The organism is Nocardioides daedukensis, from assembly GCF_013408415.1.
GTDB classification, from domain to species: Bacteria; Actinomycetota; Actinomycetes; order Propionibacteriales; family Nocardioidaceae; genus Nocardioides; species Nocardioides daedukensis.
Genome location: NZ_JACCAA010000001.1, coordinates 2,011,745 through 2,034,303, shown reverse-complemented (window position 1 = coordinate 2,034,303; position 22,559 = coordinate 2,011,745). Strand labels below are relative to the sequence as shown.

Below are 22,559 nucleotides of genomic sequence, written 5' to 3'. Positions count from 1 at the left end.
GGGCCTGATCAACGGGCAGCAGGCATGATGGCCGCATGAGGATCCTCGGAGAATCACTCGAAGAGCTCCGTGCCACCCGCACCTCAGTGAAGTGGCGCGGCTATGACCCCGACGTGGTGCCGGTCTGGGTGGCCGAGATGGACGCCCGGCCCTGTGCGCCGGTCGTCGACGCGGTCACCGCGGCCCTCGGCGCCGGCGACACCGGCTATGCCTTCGCCGCCCCGTTCGCCGAGGCGTTCGCGGGGTTCGCGCAACGCCGTTGGTCGTGGACCGTGGACGCCGACTCGACGCTCATCGTCCCGGACGTGATGATCGGCGTCGAGGAGATCATTCGCGTCATCAGCGGTGACGCGGTGGTGGTCAGCACACCCTGCTACGACAGCTTCCACGGCTTCGTCGAGGCCGCCCGCAAGCGCCCCGTCCTCGCGCCCCTCGACAGCAACCATCGCCTCGATCCCGCTGCGCTCGCCCGCGCGTTCGAGGACGCCGGCCGGGGCTCGGCCTACCTGCTCTGCAACCCGCAGAACCCGACCGGGACCGTGCACACCGCCGAGGAGCTCGGCACCCTCGCGGCGCTGGCCAACGAGTACGGCATCCTGGTCATCTCCGACGAGATCCACGCACCGCTGGTTGCGCCGGGCGTCCGGTTCACGCCCTACCTCGAGGTGCCCGGTGCACAGAGCGGAGTCGCGATCGTCTCGGCGTCGAAGGCGTTCAACCTGGCTGGGCTGAAGGTCGCCCTCGCCGTACCCGGCGCCGACTGCGTCATCGTCAAGGAGCTGCACGAGGTGATCACCCACGGGGCGAACCACCTCTCGGTCCTGGCCCAGACCGCGGCCTACAACGAGGGCAATGCGTGGCTCGACCAGCTCAACGTCGAGATCGTCGAGAACCGGGAGCTGCTCACCGACCTACTCGCCCGCGACCTACCCGAGCTCCGCATGACGCCCGCCGAGGCGACGTACCTCGGATGGCTCGACTGCCGTGCGCTCGGCCACGACGATCCGGCCGCGGTCTTCCTCGAGCGCGGCCGGGTGGCACTGGCCAGCGGCAGCCGTTATGACCCGCAGCACGGAGCCGGGTGGGCGCGGTTCAATCTGGGCACGTCACCTGCGGTCATCGAGGAAGCGGTACGCCGGATGGTCACCGCCGTGCGCTGAGCTCACCGCGCAGCGGGTCGGCGTCGCCAGGGCAGCCGGCTGACGGTGCGGTGCGACGGCTGCACACGACGCGGGGGCCTGGGCACGAACATCGAGGTCCGCGCGGCATAGTCCTCCCACCCGGGACGCCCGGCCATCTGCTTCTCCAGCAGCCGGGCACCGGTGGCGAAGACCAGGAAATAGGTCATCACCACAGGCGACGCGATGGTCAGCACGCCCGGCCACGCCGACGCGGAGACCACGAAGATGCCCCACCACACGCAGGCGTCGCCGAAGTAGTTCGGGTGCCGGGTCCACGCCCACAGCCCGCGATCCATCACCGGACCACGCTCCGGATCGCGCTTGTATGCCGCCAGCTGGGCGTCGCCGATCGTCTCGAAGAGCGCGCCGACCAGCCACAGTGAAATGCCCGCGACCAGCACCCACGCCACGCCGTCACCGGCCACGGCCGAGACCTGGATCGGGAGGGAGACGAACCACAACGCGATCGCCTGGGTCGCGAAGACCTTGCGGATCGCGACCGAGAACGGCGCGTCGCCGAGCATCGCGGCATAGCGCTTGTCCTCGGCCTGGCCGCGGTTGCGCCGATGCATGTGCCAGGCCAGTCGAAGTCCCCAAGACCCGACCAGACCCAGCAACACCCATCGGCGCGCCGCGTCGCCACCCGCTATGGGCCCACCCAGCAACGCGGCCACGAGGGCGATCAGCACGAAGCCGAGCCCCCACGACGTGTCCACCACCGAGACCTTGCCGATCCGGTGGGCGATCCATGCGGTGACTGCCATCAACACGACGACCGCGAGCAGCGATGCGCCGGAGACGAGCAGGAAGGAGGTCACCACGTCCGCACTGGGGGCACGGTGTGCGGACCGGGGCGCACGGCGAGGATCTGGTCGACCCCCATCCGGCCGTCGCGGAAGGCCATCTGGCCACCGACGAGATAGAGCCGCCACACCCGGGCGACCTCCTCGCCGACCAGCTCGACGACCCGGTCGAAGTTCGACTCGAAGACGTCGATCCACGCAGCGACCGTGCGGACGTAGTGCTCGCGCATCGCGTGCACGTCACGCACCTCGAGCCCGGCGTCCTCGAAGAACGCGACGGTCTCGCCGACGGGGCGCATGTGCATGTCGGGCGCGATGAACGACTCGATGAACGGGCCGCCACCGGGATGCCTGCCCCGGCGCGACATCTGCTGGACCAGGACCCGTCCGCCGGGCCGCACGGCACGGCGCAGGACCGCGGCGTACGTCGGATAGTTGCGCTTCCCGACGTGCTCGCCCATCTCGACACTCGCCACCGCGTCGAACTCGCCGGTGACCTCGCGATAGTCGCGCAGGTGGATCTCGACGTGGTCCTCGAGACCGCGGTCGCGGATCCGTTCGTCGATGAACTTCTTCTGCTCCGCGGCGATGGTCACACCGGTCACCCGGATGCCGCGCTCGGCGGCATACAGCGACAGCGAGCCCCAGCCGCAGCCGACGTCGAGCATGCTCATGCCGGGCTGCAGGCCCAGCTTGTCGAGGATCAGCTGCAGCTTGTCGCGCTGGGCGTCGGCCAGCGTGTACGCCGGGTCGTCGGAGCGCCAATAGGCCGAGGAGTAGGCCATCGACTCGTCCAGGATCAGCGAGTAGAACTCGTTGGACAGGTCGTAGTGGTGACTGATCGCGCGGCTGTCGCGCAGCTTGGAGTGCAGGCGTCCGCGCACTCTCGCCTGGGAGTCGGGCGCCGAGGGGGGAAGCCGGACGTCGCGAACGACCTTGAGCAGCGCAGCTGCCATCGCCGGCGTAGCACCCATGGAGTCGAGCCCGCGCTCATGGGCCACGTCCCACACGTGGGTCAGGGCCGCATCGAGGTCACCCTCGACGTCGATCTCACCGCTGACGTAGGCCTGGGCGGCACCCAGCTCGCCGGGGCGCCAGAAGACCCGCGACAGCGCACGGGGGGAGTTGAGCACGACCAGGGGAGCATCGGCGGGCCCGGCGGTGGAACCGTCCCAGGCCACCAGTCGCACCGGGAGGTCGCCACGGACCAGTGGCCGCAGCCCGTCGGCGATGCGTGTCGCGACGCCGCTCATCGGCCCGCGCCACTGGTGGGCTCGTCGGATCGGGCCAGGGTGACCTGCTGGACGTCGAGGTAGCCCGAGGAGAACCCGGCCTGCGAGTAGACCAGGTAGAAGTGCCACATCCGCTCGAAGACCTCGTCGAAGCCCAGCTCGCGGGTCCGCTCCGAGGCGGCTTGGAACGCGTGGTCCCACTGCCGCAGCGTCTCGGCGTAGTGCTGCCCGAAGGCGAGCCGGTCCACGACCCGCAGCGAGGTGTGCTCGCTGGTCACCTGCTCGATCGCCTCGACCGAGGGGAGGAAGCCGCCGGGGAAGATGTACTTGTTGATCCAGGTGAACCCGCCGCGGGTCGCCAGCATCCGGTCGTGCGGCATGGTGATCGCCTGGATCGCCACCCGTCCGCCGGGGGCGAGCAGGGAGTCGATCTTCTCGAAGTAGGTCGGCCAGAACTCCTCGCCCACCGCCTCGATCATCTCGACGGAGACCACAGCGTCATAGCTGCCGCTCACGGCGCGATAGTCGAGCAGGGAGACCTCGACGGCCTCGGAGAAGCCGGCCAGCGCGATCCGCTCGTTGGCCAGGGCGAGCTGCTCGGAGGAGAGGGTGACCGAGTGCACGGTCGCTCCACGGGCGGCTGCCCGGATGGCGAGCTCGCCCCACCCGGTGCCGATCTCGAGGACGCGGGAGCCGGCGGTGACGCCGGCCTGGTCGAGCAGGCGGTCGATCTTGCGGATCTGTGCCTGCTCGAGGTCGTCGGAGGTGGGCACCCCAGCGGTCCAGTGGTCGCTGTGGGCGTCCACGTCGCAGGTGAAGAGCCCCGAGGAATAGCTCATCGTGGGGTCGAGGAACTCGGCGAAGAGGTCGTTGGACAGGTCGTAGTGCGCCGAGATGTTGTCCCGGGTCTGGTCGGCGCTGTTGCGGTGCAGGTGCGGCATCTGGGCGGCCCAGAACCGACGGAGCCGTTGCAGCGGCTCGGGGACCAGGGTGGCCATCTCGCGGGCCATCGTGTCCAGCAGCAGGTGCAGGTCGGGGGAGTCCCACGCCTGGGTCATCCACGCCTCGCCGAACCCGATCAGGCCGTCGTCGCCGACGCGCCGGAAGAACTCCTCGGGACGGCGCAGCACCAGGGTCGGTACGCCGGGCGCGTGCGGTTCTCCGGGCTGTGCCACCACGACGCCGAGGCGGTCGGCGATGGTGCGGAGCAACCGGCGGGAGACGCCGGCAGCGATCCTGGCCCGGGGCCCGGACGGTACGTCGTACAGGCCAGGCCAGCCGTCGGTGGCACTCGGGCGGGTGGAGTCGGCGATGGTCATCAGACCCCCTTCTGTCGTGGGTGGACGGGGCGTGGACGCACCTTCAGTCGGCGCATCCAGAGGCCCACACCCTGTATTCGGATCAGAAGGGTGGTGAGGATTGGTGCAAACACGGATCGAATTGGGCGGCTGCCCTGGGGGACCGCGGTTCCGCTCAGCGAGGCGGTGAACGGTCGGGCCCCGTCGCGGTGCAGGGTGATCGACACGGCGAGGTTCTCGCCGGGCGCGGTCACCGAGATCTCATAGCGACCGGAGACGTCGTGGAACGGCGACACATACATCGCCTTCGGGGTCGACGCGTGCCCGTTCGCGTCCGGGTGGACCAGATAGGCGTGCCGATCGCCATAGGTGTTGTGCACCTCGAGCACCACGCCGGCCAGCGATCCGTCGGCTCGGTGGCACCAGAACACGGAGAGCGGATTGAAGCAGTGCCCCAGCGAGCGCGGGTTGGCCAGCATCAGCACCCGGCCGCCGTCGCCGAGCTCGATCTCGTGGCTGGCCAGGAGGGCGTCCACGTTGGCGCGGATTGAGGGCGAGGAGCCGAGGTGGTCGCGCGCCTCGAAGGAGGCCCGCCACGAAGGGCGAGGAAGGTCGTCGAGGTCGACCAACGAGGTCCAGGACCGGTTGTCGAACGCGTTCTTCCACGGCGTACGCCGGGTGTGGCGGATGTCGGTGCGATAGACGCGCGGCGTGCGCACCGGGGTCGGAGCCGACCAGCTGAAGCCCAGTCGCTCGGCCGCGCGCAGACCCGAGGCCGCGCCGTCCTCGTGGAAGCCCCAGCCGTGCCAGGCGCCGGCGAAGGCGATCCGGTCGGTGTCGATATCGGGCAGGCGTCGCTGCGCCGCGACCGACTCGGGAGTGTAGAGCGGGTGCTCATACTCCATCGTGTCGATGACCTTTGCCGGATCGACGTCGCCGCCGAGGGTGACCAGGTAGTGCTCATCGGTGTCGAGTCGCTGCAACCGGGTCAGGTCGTAGGTCACCGTGACGCCGGCAGCCGGGGTCATCGGGCGCTGGAAGTTCCACGACGCCCAGGCGTTGCGCGCGTCGGGCATCAGGCTGGTGTCGGTGTGCAGGCGGGCGGTGTTGCGCGAGTAGGGCATCGCGGAGAGCACCTCGGCCTGGGCCCGGCTCGGCTCTGCGAGCATGGCCAGCGCCTGGGCGGGGTGGGTGGCGACCACGACGGCGTCGAAGCGCTCGGTGTGGCCGTTGCCGTCGGTGACCTCGACCCCCTGGTCGGTCTCGGCGATCGAGGTGACCTTGGTGCCGGTGCGGATCTCGTGGCCGCCGGTGCGGAGCCGGTCGGCGAGCTTCGCGACATACTCCCGCGATCCGCCGGTGACCGTGCGCCAGGTCGGCGAGCCGAAGATGCCGAGCATGCCGTGGTGCTCGAGGAACGAGAACAGGTAGCGCGCCGGGTAGTCCAGGGAGAGCTCGGGGTCGCACGACCAGACGGCCGCGACCAACGGCTCCATGAAGTGCCGGGCGAAGTAGTCGGTGAACCCACCGTCGGCCAGGAACGCGCGCAGCGTCTGGTCACCGTTCGCGCCGTCGGCCAGCAGTTGCCGGGCCCGGCGGTGGAAGCGGGGGATCTCGGTGAGCATCCGCAGGTATGCCGGTGCCGTGAGGTTGGCGCGGGTGGGGAAGAGTCCGCGCCGACCCATCGCCCCGGCCCACTCGACGCCGGTGCCGAGGTCGCTGATCGACATCGACATGTCCGACTCCTGGGTCGCCACGCCGAGCTCGGCGAACAGTCGCAGGAGCACCGGATAGGTGCGCTCGTTGTGGACGATGAAGCCGGTGTCGATGGCCAGGGGCTCACGTCCCGGCCGCTCGACGATGTGCGTGTCGGCGTGGCCGCCGAGCCGGTCGTCGGCCTCGAACAGGGTCACCGAAGCCGTCGACGAAGCGACGTGGGCGGCGGTGAGGCCGGCCACGCCGCTTCCGACGACAGCCACCCGGCGCACCGCGGGGCCGCCGGTGCTCATGTCGCCTGCGCGAAGTCGAAGAGCACGATCGGGTCACTGGTCGGGCTCGTCGATCCGCCCGCCGGTTCAACGGTGATCCCGGCCGCGGTGGCCGAGGCGGCGTCACCGTCGAGGAGGACCTCGGCGTCCGAGCCGCCGGACATCAGGCCGGCAGGGACCATCTCGCCCTCATCGGACTGCAACCAGAGCTGGTAGACCTTGCCGGCAGGTGCGGCCGGCATGTCGTGGGTGACCAGGACGGCCTGTCCCTGCGACTTGGAGCGGACCAGCTCGGCCTTCGTGCCGCCGTCGAGCTCGACGCCGACAGTCTTCGCGTCGCTCGCCGCGAGCACCCGGCCGGCGGCCGTGAGCTGCTGGCTGGACTCGTCCTGCCAGGGCTGGGTGATGGCGACTGCGCCACCACCGATCACCGCAACTGCGGCAGCCGCGGCGACCAACGCCGGAAACCGACGTCGCCTCGGTGCCTCCTTGCGCACCGGCACCTCGGGAGGAAGCGGGCGGACTGTGCTGATGTCGGCCATCACCCGGTCGCGCAGCGAGGGGGGCGGGGGGCTGAGGGTGATGCCCGAGAGCATCGAGGAGGCATCGCGCAGGCTGGCGACCTCGTCGCGGCAGTCTGCACAGGTGGCGAGGTGACGCTCGAACTGCTGGCGTTCGATGTCGTCGAGCGCATCGACGGCATATGCGCCCACGAGGGCGTGGATGTCACTCATCGGATGCTCCCTTCTTCCCTGGGCCCCAAGGTGTCGCGGAGACGGATCAACCCGTCTCGGATTCTGGTTTTTGCGGTGCCGACCGGCAGATCGAGCATGGTCGCCACCTCTACGTGGGTGTAGCCGCCGAAGTAGGCCAGCTCCAGGGCTTCGCGTTGTACGTCGGTCAGCGTGTGCAGCGCTGCTCGCACCCGAGTCGCCTCGAGTGCCGCGGTGGCCGCCTCGGCGGTCTCGTCGTGGTCCACCACTGCCGACTGGTTGTGCCAGGTCGAGTCGCGGCGGCTCGAGGCCTCTGCAGATCGGACCCGGTCCACGGCACGACGGTGGGCGATGGTCATCAGCCACGACAGCGGACTGCCGCGCTCGGGGTCGAAGCGGGACGCGGTGCGCCACACCTCGAGATAGGCCTCCTGGGTGACCTCCTCGGCCTGGGCCGGGTCGCGCACCACGCGCAGCACCAGCCCGTGGACTCGAGCTGCGGTTGCGTCGTAGAGCTGTCCGAAGGCGGATTCGTCGCCCCTGGATGCCCGACGGAACAGGGCCGCGAGGTCAACCGGACCCTCGGGCGACGTGTCGCCCGAGGGAACGGCTGCAATGCCTCTCACAGTGGTGATCCTCGATCTCGTCTGGTGACGATCAGGGCATCAACACGGTGTCGATGACGTAGACCGTCGCGTTGGCGGTGGGGATGTTGCCGCAGAGCACTGCAGCGTTCTCCTTGCCCACCGTGAACTCCTCGTCGGAGCCCTTGACCTCGATCTTGTCACCTGCGAGCGTCTCGTGCTCGCCGGCGACCTCGTCCGGGCCGAGCTGACCGGCAACCACGTGGTGGGTCAGGATCTTGGTGAGCAGGTCCTTGTCGGCCAGGACGCCCTCGAGGTCGGCCTTCGGGATCTTGGAGAAGGCGTCATTGGTGGGCGCGAAGACGGTGATCGCCTCGGCCGCGTTGAGGGTGTCGCCCAGGTCGGCAGCACCGACCGCGGTGACGAGGGTCTCCAGCAGCGGGTTGGCGCTGGCGGCGGTGGCGACGGGCTCGGTGGCCATGCCGTTGAACGAGCCGGCACCGTCCTTGGGGATTGCCGAGCAGCCGGGGCCGAAGGTCTCTGCGCCGGCGTTCGTGGCCATGTCGTCGGTGTCGCCCGAGTCACCGGCGGGGCTCTGGCTGGTGGTGGTGTCGTTGTTGGCGTCGGCGCTGGAGTCGTCGTCCGAGCCACAGGCTGCGAGGCCGAAGCTCAGGGCGAGGGCTGCTGCGGCGACTCCGGTGCGACGGATGGTGGTGGTGTGCTTCATGGTCCGGCCTTTCGGTGGTGGTTGCTTGTCGGTAGTGATTCGGAGCTGGTGTCGGGGCGGATTGGTCATCAACGCACTGAAATGACAATTTCTTGGATGCCGCTGGATCCGGCGGGGAACGGGGTCGCCCGGACAGGGGTCTGGACCTCGCCGTCGGCGCCGATGGCGCGCACGGCGAGCATGTGACGGCCCGGCTCGGCGTCCCAGAACTGGTACCACTGGCGCCAGTAGTCCACGCCGACGTCCGGTCCCAGGCGCGTCGGCTGCCAGGGGCCGCCGTCGATGCGGATCTCGACGCGCTCGATGCCGCGAGTCTGCGCCCACGCCACGCCTCCGATGACGACGCGACCGGCGTCGATGGTGCTCAACGGTCGGGGTGTGTCGATCCGGGAGGCGATCTTGATCGGGGCGTCGGTGGCCCACTTGCGATCGGTCCAGTACGCCGTCTCCTTGGCGTAGGTGGTCAGCGTCAGCTTGGTGAGCCACTTGGTCGCCCCGACGAAGCCATAGATGCCGGGGGTGATCAGGCGGGCCGGGAAGCCGTGCTCGGCCTTCAGTGACTTGCCGTTCATCCCGATCGCGACCATCGCGTCACGACCGTCGGTCGCGACGTCCAACGGGGTGCTGATGGTGAAGCCGTCGACCGCGGTGCTGAGGATCTGGTCGGCCTTGGTGCCGACGCCGGCGCGTTCGAACAGGGCAGTCAGCGGCACTCCGAGCCAGCGGGCTGCGCCGACGTAGCGACCGCCGACCTCGTTGGAGACACAGGTCATCGTGATGTCGCGCTCCACCAGGGGCATGGCGGCGAGCTCGTCGAAGGTGAGGGTGAACTCGTTCTCCACGTCGCCGTCGATGGTGAGTGTCCAGTCGTCCACGGAGACCACGGGCAGGGTCAGGTTGGTGTCCACCCGGTAGAAGGTGTCGGTCGGGGTCTGCAACCGACTGATCCCGCGATAGGACTGCTCGATGCCGCGCGGGAGCGGCGGAGCCGGGTCGGCGGGCGGCGGCAGGGTGATGCTGCCGGGGTTGGTGCGTCGGGCGATGATGCGTTCGCCGCCCCACGCCATCAGGCCGGTCATCGAGGCGACGACTCCGGAGGCGATCAGGACCATCCGGCGTGACATCGGCTGCTCGGCCAGCTCGGCCTGGCGCATGGGGTGGCGCATCCGCTTCGGCGACGGGTGGCGCACGAGCAGGAAGAGCACGGCCAGGCCCATGATCGCGGTCACCACGGCGGGGATGAGGTCCTCGAGCGTGGCGAGGGGGCGGGTCAGCGCAGCGGCGCCGGCCAGGGCCACCAGGACGAGCAGGAAGACGACCCCGACAGCGAAGTGCTTGCGGCTGAGCCAACCGGCGATCGCGGCCAGCAGCAGGGTCACCGCGATCACGGTGGCGAGCAGGATCGGCTTGTCGCGGGTGCCGAACTCGCGCACGGCGTACTCCTTGAGCGGAGTGGGCGTCAGGTCGATCACCGTCGAGCCGACCGCGAGCACGGGGGAGGAGGACGGCGTCAGCAGCGCCGCGGTGAGGTGCCCTGCGGCCATGCCGCACAGCGTGGCCAGGACTCCGGCGCCTCCGAACAGGAGGGCGGGGACGATTCGATCACGCGAGATTAAATGCACCATGCCGGGAGTTCGTAGCGAACCCCCGGCATGGATGGGATGTGCTGTCAGGCAGCCTTGGCCTGGACCGGCTTGTCCTGCTGGTCCTTCATCTCCGAAGACTTGTCGACGCCGTCTGGATCGGCGAAGACGATGACGTTGCTCTGGTAGACCCCGTTCTCCCAGTCAGTGCAGGTGACCAGGACCAACCGGCCCCGTTCACGGTCCTGGGCGAAGAGGGTCTGTGCATATTTCGCGACCTGGGCGGTGGTGTAGGTCTTCACCTTGGTGACCTTGTAGTTCAAGGTCGCCTTGCCGGTCTTGACCTGGACCTTTGCGCCCTTGTCGAGCTTGCCCAGCTTGTCCATCACGCCACCGCCGGTGTGCACGGTGTGTCCGGTGAGGACGGTCTGGCCCTTGGCAGCGCCTGGCTTGGCGCTGCGCTTCCACCAGCCCACGAGGTCGACGTCCTCCGGCGGGTCGAGCGTGCCGTTCTGGTCGACCTCGATCGGAATGATCTTTGACCGGAGCTTGATCGACGGAACGATCAGCTGGATCGGTTGCGAGGGGGTGACCCTTGCTGCCTCGAATGCGTTCTCGGACTTCGCCGAGGGCAGCACGACCCCTGCCAGGACCAGGACCAGGCAGAAGGCCAGGAGGCCTGAGTGAACACCACGAAGCTGTTCACCCAGGCGCTGGCGTCGGGTCACGACTTGAGGCTCCTCCGGAATCCGACCACACCAGCGGCGGTTCCCAGGGCGAGCAGTGCAGCCAGGAGACCGGCTCCGCTGTTGGCCGCACCGGACTCGGAGTCGACACCGGCGGTGACCTTGGTGGGCACGTCAGGCAGGTCCTTCTTCGGCTCCTCCGGAGTGGGCTCCGGGTCAGCGATCGGGGCGGTGCCGTTCGGGCCACAGGCAACCTTGCCGAGCTCGAGGTCGATGGCCAGGGGCTCGATCGCCTTGAGGGCCTCGATGTCGAGGGTGGTGACCGTGATGGCCTCGCCGTTGGCGCTCGGGACGTGCTTGTTGACCACGATCGAGAGGATGCCGGCGTCGGTGAGGGCGTCGGTGAGCAGGCCGTCGAGGATCGGGACCAGGAGCGGCTCGCGGATGGCGTCGATCAGCTGGCCGAGCAGGCCGTCGAGCAGGAGCGGCTCGAGGACCGGGCGCAGGGCGCCGTCGAGCAGGGTGTCGGTCAGCGAGTCGGTGATGCTCGGCAGGATGTGGTCGAGCAGAGCAGTCGAGCTGAGCAGCGGGGTGCCGGTCGGCGACGGCGGGACGTTGGTGTCGAGGTCGATCACACCGAGGTCGGTGCCGGCCAGGGTCAGGGCGATGCTGGCGTTGGCGATGGAGGACTCGCCGATTGCCTGCTCGCCGGTGTTGGCCACGCAGCGGCTCTCGATGGCGCCGAGGGTGACGGCGAGGTCAAGGTCGGCGAGCGGTGCGAGGGCCTGCTGGAGCGCCGGCACGAGTGCGCCGGTGAGCTGCTCGAGGAGGGGGGCCAGCGCGGCGTTCAGCGGGCCGAGGATCGGCTCGAGTGCCTCGCCGATGACGTTGCCCTCGACCGGGATGACCTCGAGGCCGCTGTCGAGCAGCAGGTTGTCGAAGTTGATCGAGACCGGGTCGTCACTGAAGTTGCAGGAGTTGTCGCCGACGGTGACGGGCGAACCGCTCGCGTTGCTGACGGTGCCGGCGCAGGCGAAGGAGTTGCCGGTGTACTGCTTGTTGGCGGTGTCCTCGATGCGCTTGGCGACCGCACCCTGGCCGAGCGCGCCGGTGATGGCGAGGCGCTGACCGTCAAGGGCGGCGAGCAGGGGCTTGGGGGCCGCGGTGACGACGTCCGTGGAGCCGTCGTTGACAGCGCGCGACGGCTCGTTGAGCACGGACTCGATCTCGATGGCCTGGCCGCCGATGCTCAGGCTGATCGCCTGTGCCTCGGCCTGGGAGACGGTCGCGGCGTGCGCGGGGGCAATGGAAAGCATCACGAGCGCGGTCGCGGCCGAGGCGGCGCCGAGTCGCACAGCAGTTCTCTTCACAGGGGGTGTCCTTATTGCAAATGGGTTCGCGGGTATGACGGCTCAACGACACGCATGAAAAAAAGTGACACGAATTCTTCGAAACTTCTCAGGTCGCAGCCTATTCTCTGCCACTCTTGCGCACCTTCACGCCGCGTGTCCGCGTTTTGGGCGGGATTTGGCGTGTTTCTAGGTGACGCAGCTCACCGGCTGTCATGACGCGGAACGACAAAATTTCCTCCGACCGCACCTCCGACGTGGCGAACGCGTCGCGTGTGTCCGCGTGGAAGGATGCGCCCATGAGCAATCCGGATGAGGGCAGGTCCCGTGCAGCGGTGATCGGGGACGGCATCGAATGGGTCTCGCGGTGGAGCTTCCGCTGGGTCGGCATCGCGCTCGGCGCGGTGCTCGTCGGGCTGATCGTCAAGTTCGCCTGGAGCATCATCCTGCCGGTGGCCCTGGCCCTGATCATCACCAGCGTGCTCGCCCCGCTCGCCGGTTTCTTCGAGCGCCGGCTGCGCTTCCCCACGGCTCTCTCCGCAGGCGCGGCGCTGCTCACCGCGATCGGTGCGATCGTCGGCACCGCCTTCGCGCTGGCACCCTCGATCGGCGGGCAGACCAGTGACATCGCCTCCGACACGCTCAAGGGGATCGAGCGGGTCCAGAAGTGGGTCCAGGAGAGCGACATCGTCTCCAAGGCCCAGATCGACACCGCCCTGCAGGCGATCCAGGACCGGCTTGCGTCCTCGTCGGGCGACATCGCGAACGGGGTCCTGGTCGCCACCGGCGCGGTGACCTCGGCCGTGATCACCCTGATCGTCTCGCTGATCCTCACCTTCCTGTTCCTCAAGGACGGCCGGAAGTTCATCCCCTGGGCCAGCGGCATCGCCGGCGACCGGGTCGGCAGGCACCTGACCGAGGTCCTCAGCCGGGCCTGGGCCACGCTGGGCGGCTTCATCCGCACCCAGGCACTGGTCAGCTTCATCGACGCCGTCTTCATTGGCATCGGCCTGGTCCTGGTCGGCGTCCCGTTGGCCATCCCCCTGGCCGTGCTCACCTTCTTCGGTGGCTTCATCCCGATCGTGGGTGCCTTCGTGGTCGGTGCCGTCGCGGTCCTGGTGGCACTGGTCTCGGTCGGCTGGAACGGTGCCCTGATCGTCCTGCTGGTGATCCTCGCCGTGCAGCAGCTCGAGGGCAACGTGCTGTCTCCGTGGCTGCAGTCCAAGAGCATGAACCTGCATGCGGCGGTCGTGCTGCTCTCCGTGGCCCTGGGCTCGACGCTCTTCGGCATCATCGGGGCCTTCCTGGCCGTTCCGGTGGTGGCCGTGACCGCCGTGGTGCTGCGCTACCTCAACGAGCAGGCATCGGTGGCGGTCGGCAGCCCTTCGTCGCCGGACCAACGGATCGAGATCTCCACCGGCGAAGGTGCTGCGCTGGAGGTCGACGACGACACGACTGCCGAGACGACTGACGAGACCGCAGGTGAGACCGCTGGGGCGCCCGCGCGCAGCAAGCCCGGTCTCTTCTCCCGCCTGCGCAAGAGCTGAGCCGGGAACGGCGAGCATCCTCGTGGTTGCCCGCCGTTCCTCGACGTCAGCCGATCACTGGTTGGTCGGTCACTGGCCCGCGGTCACTGGCCCGCGATCACCACATAGAACCGCTTGCGGGTGTCGGGACCGGTGACGCTGCCGTCGCTCATCCGCGGGCTGACCACGAAGTGGGAGCTGTTGTTGGTCCCGGTCGGCGCGCAGGCGACAACCGTGGCGATGCCGCACACCGATGCGGTCACCTCTCCGGAGAACTCCGGGTTCGCGTCGGCGCCGGGGGCGCGGCCGTTCTTGATCTCGTCGGCGTTCTGGTCGATCTGGTTGGTCATCGCCAGCGTGGCCACCACGCCGTTGTCCGAGAGGTCCTCACCGGAGTCGATGTAGACGTTGCCGTTGGCTGCCGCCGGCGTCTCCGGATAGCCGGCGATCACGGTGAATCCACCCGACTGTGCCTCGATCTGACCGTTCGCGTCGACCAGGACCCAACGAGCCGGAGCGCCGTCGGTGCCTGCCGGGCCGGCAACACCCGGAGCCCCGTCGGACCCGTCCGCCCCGGCCGGACCGGTGGCGCCCCGGGCGCCCGTCGCCCCCTTCGGGCCGGCCGGCAGCGAGCCCGCCTTGAAGTCCTTGGCCAGCAATGACCCGTCGCGGATGTCTGCCGAGCGAACGGTGCTGTTCTTGATGTCGAAGGAGTGGATCGTGTTGTCCGCGATGTCGAAGGTGGTCAACGAGTTGTCGCGGACGTCGTCGGAGCCCACCGACACGGCGGCATAGGAGGCACCACCGGTGGCGACGACGAGTGCGAGGACCGAGATCGCGAGCGAGGGAGTCAGGCGTTTCATGGTTGACCTTCCGAAGCAGTGAGGCACGTCACGCGGATGCGTTGTTCACTGTTCGGAGCGACGCCCCGATCGGATGGGAGCTGATCCGATGAATCGTGCAGGATGGCTCCATGACCGAACTCGTGCACTACGCCGCTGCCGACGGCATCGCCACCCTGACCCTCGACTCGCCGCACAACCGCAACGCGTTGTCGCGAAAGCTGGTCTCCGAGTTCTATGCGGGCCTGGACCAGGCTGGCGCCGACGACTCGGTGAAGGTGGTCGTGGTCCGGGCCGAGGGACGCACTTTCTGCTCCGGCGCCGACCTTTCCGAGGCGGCGGACGGCAGCATGGAAGAAGGTGCGCTGGCGATCGTGGCGCTGCAGCGACGCATCGTCGAGTTCCCCAAGCCGGTCCTCACCCGACTGCACGGGGCGGTGCGTGCCGGCGGCATCGGGATCGTGGCGGCCTCCGACATCGCGATCAGCGCCGAGGACGCGACGTACGCCTTCACCGAGGTCAAGCTCGCCCTGACGCCGGCGGCGATCTCGCTCACCGTGCTGCCCCGGATGACGGATCGCGCTGCTGCGCTCACCTTCCTGACCGGCGAGACCTTCACCGGCGACACGGCTGCCCAGATGGGCCTGGTCACCAAGGCTGTCCCCGAGGCGGACCTGGACGACACCGTGGCGGCGATCTGTGCCCAGCTCGTCACCGGCCACCCGCAGGGCCTGCGCGAGACCAAGGCGTTGCTCGGTCGGCACCTGGTCGAGAACATCGAGGCCAACGGCGCCGACCTGTCCAAGCTGAGTGCTCGGCTCTTCGGGTCGGACGCGGCGCGCGAGGCGATGCTGGCGTTCCTGTCCCGCAAGAAGAAGTAGCCGCTCGGGTTTTCCGCGGGCCCGCGCCGAGTCGGCCAGGCCGACGACGTACGGGCGACGACGTGCAAGCCGGGGGCGAGTCGGCGACGTACGGGCTGGGGACGGGGCGCTGGCTAGGGTTGTGCGCATGAGCCTCGAGCAGCGCCCGGAGACCCAGACGCCACGGGCAGTGAGCGCCGCCGTCACGATCGGCAGCTTCGTCGCGCTGCTCTATGTCATCGAGTTCGTCGACATGCTGATGGCCAACCGGCTCGACCAGCAGGGCATCGAGCCCCGGGAGACCGGCGGCCTGCTCGGGATCGTCTTCGCGCCGCTGCTGCACGGCGGCTGGGGACACCTGATCGCCAACACGTTCCCGGCGCTGGTGCTCGGCTTCCTGATCCTGCTCTCCGGATTGCGCACCTGGGCCGGCGTGAGCGCCGTGGTCTGGATCATCGGCGGCGTCGGCATCTGGCTGACCGGTGGCGACAACTCGGTGCACATCGGGGCGTCGGGGCTGATCTTCGGTTGGCTGACCTATCTGATCGTGCGCGGGATCTTCTCCCGCAAGGTCGGCCAGATCTTGCTCGGCGTGGTGATCCTGGTGATGTACGGCGGCCTGCTCTGGGGCGTCCTGCCAGGCCAGGAGGGGATCTCCTGGCAGGGGCACCTGTTCGGCGCGGTCGGTGGCGTGATCGCCGCCTGGCTCCTGGTCGACCGCGACAGCGAGCGGAGGTAGCGCTTCCGGGATACGGATTGGCTGTTCTGGGCGTTCAGAACAGCCAATCTGTATCCGGGACGACGTACCGAGGTGGATCAGGCGGTGTAGAGCGCCCGCACCCGGTCATCGCGCAACCACAGCCCGCCCCACGCCAGCACCGCGACGGCGAACGCGAAGACGGAGTTGAACACCGGCTGCTCGAGGAACAGGTTCACCGCGATCGCGCCGCCGAGATAACCGGTCAGCAGGGTCGCGCCCAGCACCGCAGTGCGCGGGATGAGGTGCACCACGAGGCTGATCGCGAGCGCCGTGCCACAGACCGGGCCGAACCAGTCCGGGGCGCCGTGCTCCGCATTCCAGTCCTGCACCGCCTGTACGTCGAGCAGGTGGGTGACGGCGTCGAAGGCCAGGAAGAGCGTGACCAGACCGGTGACGACGAGGCCGGCAATGTGCCGCGCGCTGCCGGTCGTCGCGGTTCGCGATGGGTGTGTGGTGCTCATGGGAATCTCCTCGAGGCGTGGGGTGTTGGCATGGGGTTGATATGGGTCGGACCCTCGCCGGATGCGGGATTCATCGGTCGCTCGAAACGCGTTTTCGGCCGACCAGCTCGCACAGGTAGGCTGGACGACTCACGTGATGCGGTTCTGGATAGGGGATCCTGGGTTGTCCGAAGACATGGCCCGGCGCGAAGTCGAAGCCGAGCAGGCGTTCGTCGATCGCGTCTATGTGCAGCTGGAGACCTCCACCGCTGCCGCGCAGGAACTGGCCCGGGAGGGCCACGATCGTGGTCGGCTCGGCCACGAAGGGGGATTGGTCGAACGCGACGCGATGGTCTTCCAGGCCGCCAAGCGGATCGCGCAGCTCGACGCCGCCCACGAGGGTCTGGTGTTCGGGCGCCTCGACCTCGACCCCGAGCTGGACGCGGCGCCGCGCTACGTGGGCCGGATCGGTCTGCGCGACGAGAACCGTGACTCACTTCTGATCGACTGGCGCGCGCCCGCGGCCGCGGTCTTCTACCAGGCAACGGCCGCCGAGCCGCACCACGTCGTACGCCGTCGGGTGCTGCGCTGCGCCGGCCCCCAGGTCGTCGGTGTCGAGGACGAGCTGCTCGACGCGGACAACCCGGCTGCCTCGTCGCTGCCGATCGTCGGCGAGGGCGCACTGATGGCGCAGCTCTCGCGAGCGCGCGACCGGTCGATGCACTCGATCGTGGCGACGATCCAGGCCGAGCAGGACAAGGCGATCCGCGCACCCTCCAAGGGCGTCGTGACCATCTCGGGTGGTCCGGGCACCGGCAAGACAGTGGTGGCGCTGCACCGCGCGGCATACCTGCTCTACACGGACCGCCGTCGTTATGAGTCCGGTGGCGTGCTGATCGTCGGCCCGTCCGGCGTCTTCATGCGCTACATCGAGCGGGTGCTGCCCTCGCTGGGCGAGACCGCGGTCGCGTTGCGCTCGCTGGGTGAGGTCGTCGACGGGGTCCGCGCGATGCGCCATGACGACCCGGCCGTGGCCGACATCAAGGGTTCGCCGCGGATGGCGGAGGTGCTGCGCAGGGCCGCGCGCCAGGCCGTTCCCGGTGCGCCGAGCGAGTTCCGGATCTTCTATCGCGACGACGTGATCCGACTGGACCGTCAGCTGCTCGGCCGGCTGCGGCGTCAGCTGCTCAGCCAGGGTCGCCGCAACCGGGTGCTCCCGCGGATCGCGACGACGTTGCTCGACGCGATGTGGCGCCAGGTCCGCAGCGAGCGTGGACGCGAGCGCGGACGCGACGAGTTCAACGAGGACATGCTCAGCAACGACGACTTCCTCGAGTTCGCGCTGCGGTGGTGGCCGCCGTTGGCCGCGACCCAGGTCTTCGAGTGGTTGGCCGACGGCGACTTCCTGGCCCGCGTTGCCGACGGCATCCTGAGCCAGCACGAGCAGGCGACCTTGATGAAGAGCTGGGACGGTGCCTTGAGCATCGAGGACATCCCGCTGCTCGACGAGCTGCGCTACGCGCTCGACGACGTACCCGAGAAGCACGGCCCGCAGAACGACTTCACCGACCACCTCGGCGGCGACCTGCAGGAGCTCTCCACGGCTGCGGACCGTGAGTTCGCCACCGGTCCCGGATGGCGCCCGCCGACCAACCGGATCGAGGACGACCCGTTCGCGCACGTCCTCATCGACGAGGCGCAGGACCTCACACCGATGCAGTGGCGAATGGTCGGCAGGCGTGGCCGCGCCGCGTCCTGGACGATCGTCGGCGACGCCGCCCAGTCCTCGTGGCCGGTGCCGGCAGAGTCCGAGGCCGCCCGCGCGGAGGCGTTGGAGGGCAAGCAGATGCACGCCTTCCACCTGTCGACGAACTATCGCAACTCCTCGGAGATCTACGAGTTCGCAGCCGCCTATGCCGCACGGGTCGGCCTGAACGCCGACCTGCCGACCGCAGTCCGCTCGACCGGAATCCCGCCCAAGATGGAGGGCCCGGTCGACGACCTGGAGGCCTCCGTGCGAGCCGAGGTCGCCCGCCTCTCCGGCGAGGTGGCCGGAACCGTCGGGATCGTCGTACCCGTCGCCCGTCGTGCCGAGGTCAATGCCTGGCTGGCCTCATGGCCCGAGTTCGCCGCCGACGCCCCCTCGGCCGCCAACCCCGGCGAGACCCCCAGCGGCGCGGACCGGATCGTCGTCCTCACCGGCCTCGACACCAAGGGCCTGGAGTTCGACGGCATCGTGGTGGTCCGCCCCCAAGAGATCGAGGACGAGTCGCAGACGGGGCGTGCGGTGCTCTACGTCGTGCTCACCCGCGCCACGCAGTTGCTGTCGATCCTGAGCTGACCGGGAAAAGTCACCGGGTACCCGGTGACTTTGCCGCTTCCCGGGCAAGATCTTGCCCGGGAAGCACCGGAGTCACCGGGTACCCGGTGACTCCGTCAGTGCGCAACCCCGTACAACCGGTCCCCGGCATCCCCGAGCCCAGGCACGATGTAGCCCAACTCATTGAGCTTCTCGTCCATCGCCGCGGTCACGATCGTGACCGGGACGTCGAGGTCGGCGAGCTCCTCGGCGAGGCGCTCACACCCCTCGGGCGCCACCAGCAGGCAGATCGCGGTGATGTCGTTGGCGCCGCGGTCGACCAGGAACCGAATCGCTGCGGCCAGCGTTCCGCCGGTGGCCAGCATCGGGTCGAGGACATAGCACTGGCGCCCGGACAGGTCCTCGGGCAGGCGCTCGGCATACGTCGAGGCCTCGAGGGTCTCCTCGTTGCGGATCATCCCGAGGAAGCCGACCTCGGCGGTCGGGAGCAGCCGCACCATGCCGTCGAGCATTCCGAGTCCGGCACGCAGGATCGGCACGACCAGGGGCTTGGGGGAGGCCAGCTTCACGCCGTTGGCGGGCGAGACGGGCGAGGAGATGGTGACGTCCTCGACACGGACGTCGCGGGTCGCCTCATAGGCGAGCAGGGTGACCAGCTCGTCGGTCAGCCGTCGGAACGTGGGACTGTCCGTCTCCTTGTTCCGCAGCGTGGTCAGCTTGTGGGCAACGAGCGGGTGGTCGACGACATGGGTACGCATGGGAGAAAACCTAGTCCAGTCCCGGCAACGTTTGGCCGAACGGGTTGGTTCAGGCGCTCAACCTCTGTCACTCTGGTCCAGAACACACTCGTTCCGCAGCTGTAGGGGCCCAAGGAGACTGCCATGGTCGACCTGCTTGACGTGGACTTCGCGTTCGCTGCCTTCCGCGAGGACGGTGAATGGGACGTGCAGGAGATCGCCGACCCGGCGTTGCAGTCCGTCGAGACTCTCGCCACGGGCCTGCGTCGGTTCCCCAGCGACAGCGGAGCGATCGCGCTGATCGGCTTCGACGAGGACGTCTTCCTGATCGTGAGGGTGCTCGGTCCGCAGGTGCGGATCCTGCTCTCCGACATCACCGCCGCCGACGAGTGGGACCTCGCCCGCACCGCGGTGGAACACCTGAACCTGCCCTTCCCCGAGGAGGACGACGACTCGGCGCCGGCCGGTGACCTCGACATCCTCGGCGACCTCGGCATGCACGCCATCGACATGGGCGTGCTGATCGACGACTTCGATCTCTACCCCGACGAGATGCTCTCCGACATCGCGACCCGGATCGGCTTCGGGCCGGCGTTCGACGACGCGGTCGGCCTCACCTCGGCGTGAGCACGAGTCCGTACGCCGACCCGATGCGGTCGGCGCTGGCCGAGGCGTCGGCGGCGGTTGCGACAGGCGACGTACCCATCGGTGCTGTCGTGCTGGCGCCCGACGGCCAGATCATCGGCCGCGGGCACAACGTTCGCGAGGCCGACGGCGACCCGACCGGGCACGCCGAGGTGATCGCGATCCGCCAGGCAGCGCAGGCGATCGGCGAGTGGCGACTGAGTGGCTGCACTCTCGTGGTCACCCTCGAGCCGTGCACGATGTGTGCCGGGGCGATCGTGCTCTCGCGCGTGGACCGAGTGGTCTTCGGTGCCTTCGACGAGAAGGCAGGCGCGGTCGGCTCGCTGTGGGACGTGGTCCGTGACCGTCGGCTCAACCACCGCCCCGAGGTGGTCTCCGGGGTGTTGGCCGAGGAGTCCGCGGCGCTGCTCCAGGAGTTCTTCGACCAGCACCGCTGAACCGCGAGCCGAGTCGAGGCCCGAACCGTCAGCTGCGCAGCGCCGCCGCGGTCGCCGCATCCGCAGGCAGGAACGCCTCCACGGTGAGCTCCGCGACCGAGATGTCGACCGCCGTGCCGAACGTGGTCACCGTGCTGATGAACGACAGCTCACCGGCCTCGGTGCGCAGCCGCATGGGTACGGCGATCCGCCCGTCCGGCGGCGCGTGGGTGATGCCGCCCGGATAGCCGAGCAGCTCGTCGTGCAACGCCTTGGTCCGTGCCGACCCGGTGACGGCGTGCTCGCGGGCCAGCCGGTCGAGCAGGTGACCGCGCCACTCGGCGAGGTTGATGATCCGGCTGCTCATCCCGTCCGGGTGGAGGCTGAGCCGCAGCACGTTCACCGGTCCCTCGAGAAGCTCGGGCGCCACGTCGGCGAGCAGCGGCGTCACAGCGTCGTTGGCCTGGATGAGGTTCCAGTCGCGGTCGACCACTAGCGCCGGGAAGGGCTGATAGCCGGTGAGGATCAGGTCGAGCGCCTCGCGGATCGCAGACATGTCGTCGGCCTCCAGGGTGCGCTCGTCGTAGGCCGGCGCATAGCCCGCGGCGAGCAGCAGGGTGTTCCGCTCCCGCAGCGGCACCTCCAGCTGGTCGGCGATGCGCAGCACCATGTCGCGGCTGGGCCTTGAACGCCCGGTCTCGACGAAGCTGAGGTGCCGGGTGCTGATCCCGGACTCGTTGGAGAGCTCGAGCTGGCTCCGGCGCCGGCGGTTGCGCCACTCCCGGATCAGCGGCCCGATCGGCTGGCCAATGGATGGGGCGGAGTCGAGGACGGCGCTGCTCATGGACCTCAGTCTGTACGCCGCGGGTCGTGCTCGCCATTACCTTTGAGGTCATCGACACGGTGACCTGGTCGGGCCGACGGTGGTGCCATGACCACTCGAACCCAGAACCCGTCCCTGACCACGACCCGTCTGACCCTGCGCACCGTGTTGCTGCTCGATGCCGGGATCTCGGGCCTGAACGGCATCGCCTACCTGGCTGGCGCCGCCGTCCTCGACGACCTGCTCGGGCCGTCCGCCACTGTCCTGCTCGTCCTCGGCGCCTTCCTGCTGGTGTGGGCAGGGGTGCTCGAGTGGGTCGCGACCCGCAAGCCGATCCCCACCCCGCTCGTCCGTGAGGTCGCGATCGCCAACCTGGTGTGGGTGGCCGCGTCGATCGCCGCGATCTTCCTGCTCGACCTGACGACCGTCGGTGTCGTCTGGTGCCTGATGCAGGCCGCGGTCGTCTCCGGCTTCGCGGTGCTGCAGCTCAGGATGGCGGCGCGATGAACGACCTGATCAGCCTGATGCCGTTCGCGGCCGGGGTCGGCATCGTGATCGACAAGGCCTCGCCCGACACCGCCACCGGCCACCTCGACTGGGCACCGCACCTGTGCACCGCGGGCGGTGCGATGCACGGGGGAGCGCTGATGACGTTGGCCGACAGCATCGGCGCGGCGTGTGCGTTCCTCGGCCTGCCCGACGGTGCGCGGACCTCGACCACCACGTCCAGCACACAACTGATGCGGCCGTTGCTGGCCGGTACGGCGACCGCCACCGCCCGTGCCCTCCAGCGGGGGCGGACGCAGATCGTCGTACAGACCGAGGTGCGCGACCTGGAGGGCCGGCTGATCTCCCTGACCACCCAGACCCAGGTCGTGATGACCTGACGCGATTTCGGCCCCACGGGCGACTTCCGGTAATCTCTCCGGCGGTGGCGTGTCCGAGCGGCCGAAGGTGCATCACTCGAAATGATGTGTGGGGTCAAACCCACCGTGGGTTCAAATCCCACCGCCACCGCCATGGGGTCCTGACACAATCGGGGCCCG

Annotated in this window: 23 protein-coding genes and 1 tRNA gene; 10 read left to right on the top strand and 14 right to left on the bottom strand. The window is 69.1% G+C overall.

What is annotated here, in order from left to right:
• Positions 1 to 35 precede the first annotated feature (35 nt).
• On the top strand, positions 36 to 1,160 hold the full coding sequence (locus BJ980_RS10115) for a MalY/PatB family protein (RefSeq protein ID WP_179502171.1): 1,125 nt from the start codon (positions 36 to 38) through the stop codon (positions 1,158 to 1,160).
• 2 nt (positions 1,161 to 1,162) lie between these two features.
• Here the strand turns inward: BJ980_RS10115 and BJ980_RS10110 are convergent, their stop codons facing one another.
• The 10 genes from BJ980_RS10110 to BJ980_RS10065 all read right to left on the bottom strand — a co-directional run bounded on the left by BJ980_RS10110 (position 1,163) and on the right by BJ980_RS10065 (position 12,165).
• The gene (locus BJ980_RS10110) at positions 1,163 to 2,002 is read right to left on the bottom strand and encodes a DUF1295 domain-containing protein (protein ID WP_343047770.1); all 840 of its coding nucleotides are present in this window, start codon (positions 2,000 to 2,002) and stop codon (positions 1,163 to 1,165) included.
• Positions 1,996 to 3,237: an SAM-dependent methyltransferase gene (locus BJ980_RS10105; protein ID WP_179502170.1), complete on the bottom strand. Its 1,242-nt coding sequence runs from the start codon at positions 3,235 to 3,237 to the stop codon at positions 1,996 to 1,998. Before BJ980_RS10105 ends, BJ980_RS10110 begins: the two co-directional genes overlap by 7 nt.
• Entirely contained in the window at positions 3,234 to 4,535 is a 1,302-nt protein-coding gene (locus BJ980_RS10100; RefSeq protein WP_179502169.1) for an SAM-dependent methyltransferase, read from the bottom strand. The genes BJ980_RS10105 and BJ980_RS10100 overlap by 4 nt, the downstream gene beginning before the upstream one ends.
• On the bottom strand, positions 4,535 to 6,523 hold the full coding sequence (locus BJ980_RS10095; RefSeq protein ID WP_179502168.1) for an FAD-dependent oxidoreductase: 1,989 nt from the start codon (positions 6,521 to 6,523) through the stop codon (positions 4,535 to 4,537). The genes BJ980_RS10100 and BJ980_RS10095 overlap by 1 nt, the downstream gene beginning before the upstream one ends.
• Complete coding sequence (locus BJ980_RS10090; RefSeq protein WP_179502167.1) at positions 6,520 to 7,236, bottom strand: anti-sigma factor; 717 nt, start codon at positions 7,234 to 7,236, stop codon at positions 6,520 to 6,522. Before BJ980_RS10090 ends, BJ980_RS10095 begins: the two co-directional genes overlap by 4 nt.
• Positions 7,233 to 7,841: an ECF RNA polymerase sigma factor SigK gene (gene sigK / locus BJ980_RS10085; RefSeq protein ID WP_179502166.1), complete on the bottom strand. Its 609-nt coding sequence runs from the start codon at positions 7,839 to 7,841 to the stop codon at positions 7,233 to 7,235. Before sigK ends, BJ980_RS10090 begins: the two co-directional genes overlap by 4 nt.
• Positions 7,842 to 7,872: 31 nt before the next feature.
• Positions 7,873 to 8,526: a fasciclin domain-containing protein gene (locus BJ980_RS10080; RefSeq protein ID WP_179502165.1), complete on the bottom strand. Its 654-nt coding sequence runs from the start codon at positions 8,524 to 8,526 to the stop codon at positions 7,873 to 7,875.
• A 68-nt stretch (positions 8,527 to 8,594) separates the two neighbouring features.
• Positions 8,595 to 10,070, bottom strand: a complete 1,476-nt coding sequence (locus BJ980_RS10075) for a molybdopterin-dependent oxidoreductase (protein ID WP_246279954.1) — start codon at positions 10,068 to 10,070, stop codon at positions 8,595 to 8,597.
• Positions 10,071 to 10,195: 125 nt separating this feature from the next.
• Complete coding sequence (locus BJ980_RS10070; RefSeq protein ID WP_179502163.1) at positions 10,196 to 10,837, bottom strand: sortase domain-containing protein; 642 nt, start codon at positions 10,835 to 10,837, stop codon at positions 10,196 to 10,198.
• A complete protein-coding gene (locus BJ980_RS10065) occupies positions 10,834 to 12,165 on the bottom strand; it encodes a hypothetical protein (protein ID WP_179502162.1) in 1,332 nt (443 codons plus the stop codon). Before BJ980_RS10065 ends, BJ980_RS10070 begins: the two co-directional genes overlap by 4 nt.
• Positions 12,166 to 12,443: 278 nt before the next feature.
• Here BJ980_RS10065 and BJ980_RS10060 point away from each other — a divergent pair, with 278 nt between their 5' ends.
• The gene (locus BJ980_RS10060; RefSeq protein ID WP_179502161.1) at positions 12,444 to 13,691 is read left to right on the top strand and encodes an AI-2E family transporter; all 1,248 of its coding nucleotides are present in this window, start codon (positions 12,444 to 12,446) and stop codon (positions 13,689 to 13,691) included.
• Between the two features lie 83 nt (positions 13,692 to 13,774).
• On the opposite strand, the gene BJ980_RS10055 is transcribed toward BJ980_RS10060, so the two are convergent.
• Positions 13,775 to 14,533, bottom strand: coding sequence for a collagen-like triple helix repeat-containing protein (locus BJ980_RS10055; protein WP_179500399.1), 759 nt, complete (start codon positions 14,531 to 14,533; stop codon positions 13,775 to 13,777).
• A gap of 110 nt (positions 14,534 to 14,643) precedes the next feature.
• On the opposite strand from BJ980_RS10055, the gene BJ980_RS10050 reads away from it, so the two are divergent.
• Both BJ980_RS10050 and BJ980_RS10045 read left to right on the top strand, forming a co-directional pair.
• Positions 14,644 to 15,393 (top strand): enoyl-CoA hydratase family protein, encoded by a 750-nt coding sequence (locus BJ980_RS10050; RefSeq protein ID WP_179502160.1) that lies wholly within the window; start codon positions 14,644 to 14,646, stop codon positions 15,391 to 15,393.
• A gap of 127 nt (positions 15,394 to 15,520) precedes the next feature.
• Positions 15,521 to 16,111 carry a rhomboid family intramembrane serine protease gene (locus tag BJ980_RS10045; RefSeq protein WP_179502159.1) on the top strand — a complete coding sequence of 197 codons (591 nt, stop codon included), beginning with the start codon at positions 15,521 to 15,523 and terminating at the stop codon, positions 16,109 to 16,111.
• Positions 16,112 to 16,188: 77 nt separating this feature from the next.
• Here the strand turns inward: BJ980_RS10045 and BJ980_RS10040 are convergent, their stop codons facing one another.
• Positions 16,189 to 16,593, bottom strand: a complete 405-nt coding sequence (locus tag BJ980_RS10040; protein WP_179502158.1) for a DoxX family protein — start codon at positions 16,591 to 16,593, stop codon at positions 16,189 to 16,191.
• Between the two features lie 175 nt (positions 16,594 to 16,768).
• On the opposite strand from BJ980_RS10040, the gene BJ980_RS10035 reads away from it, so the two are divergent.
• A complete protein-coding gene (locus BJ980_RS10035) occupies positions 16,769 to 18,913 on the top strand; it encodes a HelD family protein (RefSeq protein WP_246279953.1) in 2,145 nt (714 codons plus the stop codon).
• A gap of 95 nt (positions 18,914 to 19,008) precedes the next feature.
• Here the strand turns inward: BJ980_RS10035 and upp are convergent, their stop codons facing one another.
• Positions 19,009 to 19,650, bottom strand: coding sequence for a uracil phosphoribosyltransferase (gene upp / locus BJ980_RS10030; protein ID WP_179502156.1), 642 nt, complete (start codon positions 19,648 to 19,650; stop codon positions 19,009 to 19,011).
• Between the two features lie 123 nt (positions 19,651 to 19,773).
• On the opposite strand from upp, the gene BJ980_RS10025 reads away from it, so the two are divergent.
• The gene (locus BJ980_RS10025) at positions 19,774 to 20,256 is read left to right on the top strand and encodes a tRNA adenosine deaminase-associated protein (protein WP_179502155.1); all 483 of its coding nucleotides are present in this window, start codon (positions 19,774 to 19,776) and stop codon (positions 20,254 to 20,256) included.
• Between the two features lie 23 nt (positions 20,257 to 20,279).
• Positions 20,280 to 20,711, top strand: coding sequence for a tRNA adenosine(34) deaminase TadA (gene tadA, locus BJ980_RS10020; RefSeq protein WP_179503848.1), 432 nt, complete (start codon positions 20,280 to 20,282; stop codon positions 20,709 to 20,711).
• Positions 20,712 to 20,739: 28 nt separating this feature from the next.
• Here the strand turns inward: tadA and BJ980_RS10015 are convergent, their stop codons facing one another.
• Positions 20,740 to 21,534 (bottom strand): helix-turn-helix domain-containing protein, encoded by a 795-nt coding sequence (locus BJ980_RS10015; RefSeq protein WP_179502154.1) that lies wholly within the window; start codon positions 21,532 to 21,534, stop codon positions 20,740 to 20,742.
• A gap of 87 nt (positions 21,535 to 21,621) precedes the next feature.
• On the opposite strand from BJ980_RS10015, the gene BJ980_RS10010 reads away from it, so the two are divergent.
• The 3 genes from BJ980_RS10010 to BJ980_RS10000 all read left to right on the top strand — a co-directional run bounded on the left by BJ980_RS10010 (position 21,622) and on the right by BJ980_RS10000 (position 22,533).
• On the top strand, positions 21,622 to 22,020 hold the full coding sequence (locus BJ980_RS10010; RefSeq protein WP_179502153.1) for a hypothetical protein: 399 nt from the start codon (positions 21,622 to 21,624) through the stop codon (positions 22,018 to 22,020).
• Positions 22,017 to 22,400: a PaaI family thioesterase gene (locus tag BJ980_RS10005; RefSeq protein ID WP_179502152.1), complete on the top strand. Its 384-nt coding sequence runs from the start codon at positions 22,017 to 22,019 to the stop codon at positions 22,398 to 22,400. The genes BJ980_RS10010 and BJ980_RS10005 overlap by 4 nt, the downstream gene beginning before the upstream one ends.
• Positions 22,401 to 22,443: 43 nt before the next feature.
• Positions 22,444 to 22,533, top strand: a tRNA-Ser gene (locus tag BJ980_RS10000).
• Positions 22,534 to 22,559: the final 26 nt, after the last annotated feature.

What these genes read in the sequence shown, in the direction of transcription:
- BJ980_RS10075 (WP_246279954.1), bottom strand. Translation starts at nt 10,070, where the DNA reads ATGGCCGCAGGGCACCTCACCGCGGCGCTGCTGACGCCGTCCTCCTCC.
- BJ980_RS10060 (WP_179502161.1), top strand. Translation starts at nt 12,444, where the DNA reads ATGAGCAATCCGGATGAGGGCAGGTCCCGTGCAGCGGTGATCGGGGAC.
- BJ980_RS10015 (WP_179502154.1), bottom strand. Translation starts at nt 21,534, where the DNA reads ATGAGCAGCGCCGTCCTCGACTCCGCCCCATCCATTGGCCAGCCGATC.
- BJ980_RS10055 (WP_179500399.1), bottom strand. Translation starts at nt 14,533, where the DNA reads ATGAAACGCCTGACTCCCTCGCTCGCGATCTCGGTCCTCGCACTCGTC.
- BJ980_RS10045 (WP_179502159.1), top strand. Translation starts at nt 15,521, where the DNA reads ATGAGCCTCGAGCAGCGCCCGGAGACCCAGACGCCACGGGCAGTGAGC.
- BJ980_RS10100 (WP_179502169.1), bottom strand. Translation starts at nt 4,535, where the DNA reads ATGACCATCGCCGACTCCACCCGCCCGAGTGCCACCGACGGCTGGCCT.
- BJ980_RS10025 (WP_179502155.1), top strand. Translation starts at nt 19,774, where the DNA reads ATGGTCGACCTGCTTGACGTGGACTTCGCGTTCGCTGCCTTCCGCGAG.
- BJ980_RS10010 (WP_179502153.1), top strand. Translation starts at nt 21,622, where the DNA reads ATGACCACTCGAACCCAGAACCCGTCCCTGACCACGACCCGTCTGACC.
- BJ980_RS10090 (WP_179502167.1), bottom strand. Translation starts at nt 7,236, where the DNA reads ATGAGTGACATCCACGCCCTCGTGGGCGCATATGCCGTCGATGCGCTC.
- BJ980_RS10115 (WP_179502171.1), top strand. Translation starts at nt 36, where the DNA reads ATGAGGATCCTCGGAGAATCACTCGAAGAGCTCCGTGCCACCCGCACC.
- BJ980_RS10005 (WP_179502152.1), top strand. Translation starts at nt 22,017, where the DNA reads ATGAACGACCTGATCAGCCTGATGCCGTTCGCGGCCGGGGTCGGCATC.
- BJ980_RS10035 (WP_246279953.1), top strand. Translation starts at nt 16,769, where the DNA reads ATGGCCCGGCGCGAAGTCGAAGCCGAGCAGGCGTTCGTCGATCGCGTC.
- BJ980_RS10040 (WP_179502158.1), bottom strand. Translation starts at nt 16,593, where the DNA reads ATGAGCACCACACACCCATCGCGAACCGCGACGACCGGCAGCGCGCGG.
- BJ980_RS10080 (WP_179502165.1), bottom strand. Translation starts at nt 8,526, where the DNA reads ATGAAGCACACCACCACCATCCGTCGCACCGGAGTCGCCGCAGCAGCC.
- BJ980_RS10095 (WP_179502168.1), bottom strand. Translation starts at nt 6,523, where the DNA reads ATGAGCACCGGCGGCCCCGCGGTGCGCCGGGTGGCTGTCGTCGGAAGC.
- BJ980_RS10105 (WP_179502170.1), bottom strand. Translation starts at nt 3,237, where the DNA reads ATGAGCGGCGTCGCGACACGCATCGCCGACGGGCTGCGGCCACTGGTC.
- tadA (WP_179503848.1), top strand. Translation starts at nt 20,280, where the DNA reads ATGCGGTCGGCGCTGGCCGAGGCGTCGGCGGCGGTTGCGACAGGCGAC.
- upp (WP_179502156.1), bottom strand. Translation starts at nt 19,650, where the DNA reads ATGCGTACCCATGTCGTCGACCACCCGCTCGTTGCCCACAAGCTGACC.
- BJ980_RS10050 (WP_179502160.1), top strand. Translation starts at nt 14,644, where the DNA reads ATGACCGAACTCGTGCACTACGCCGCTGCCGACGGCATCGCCACCCTG.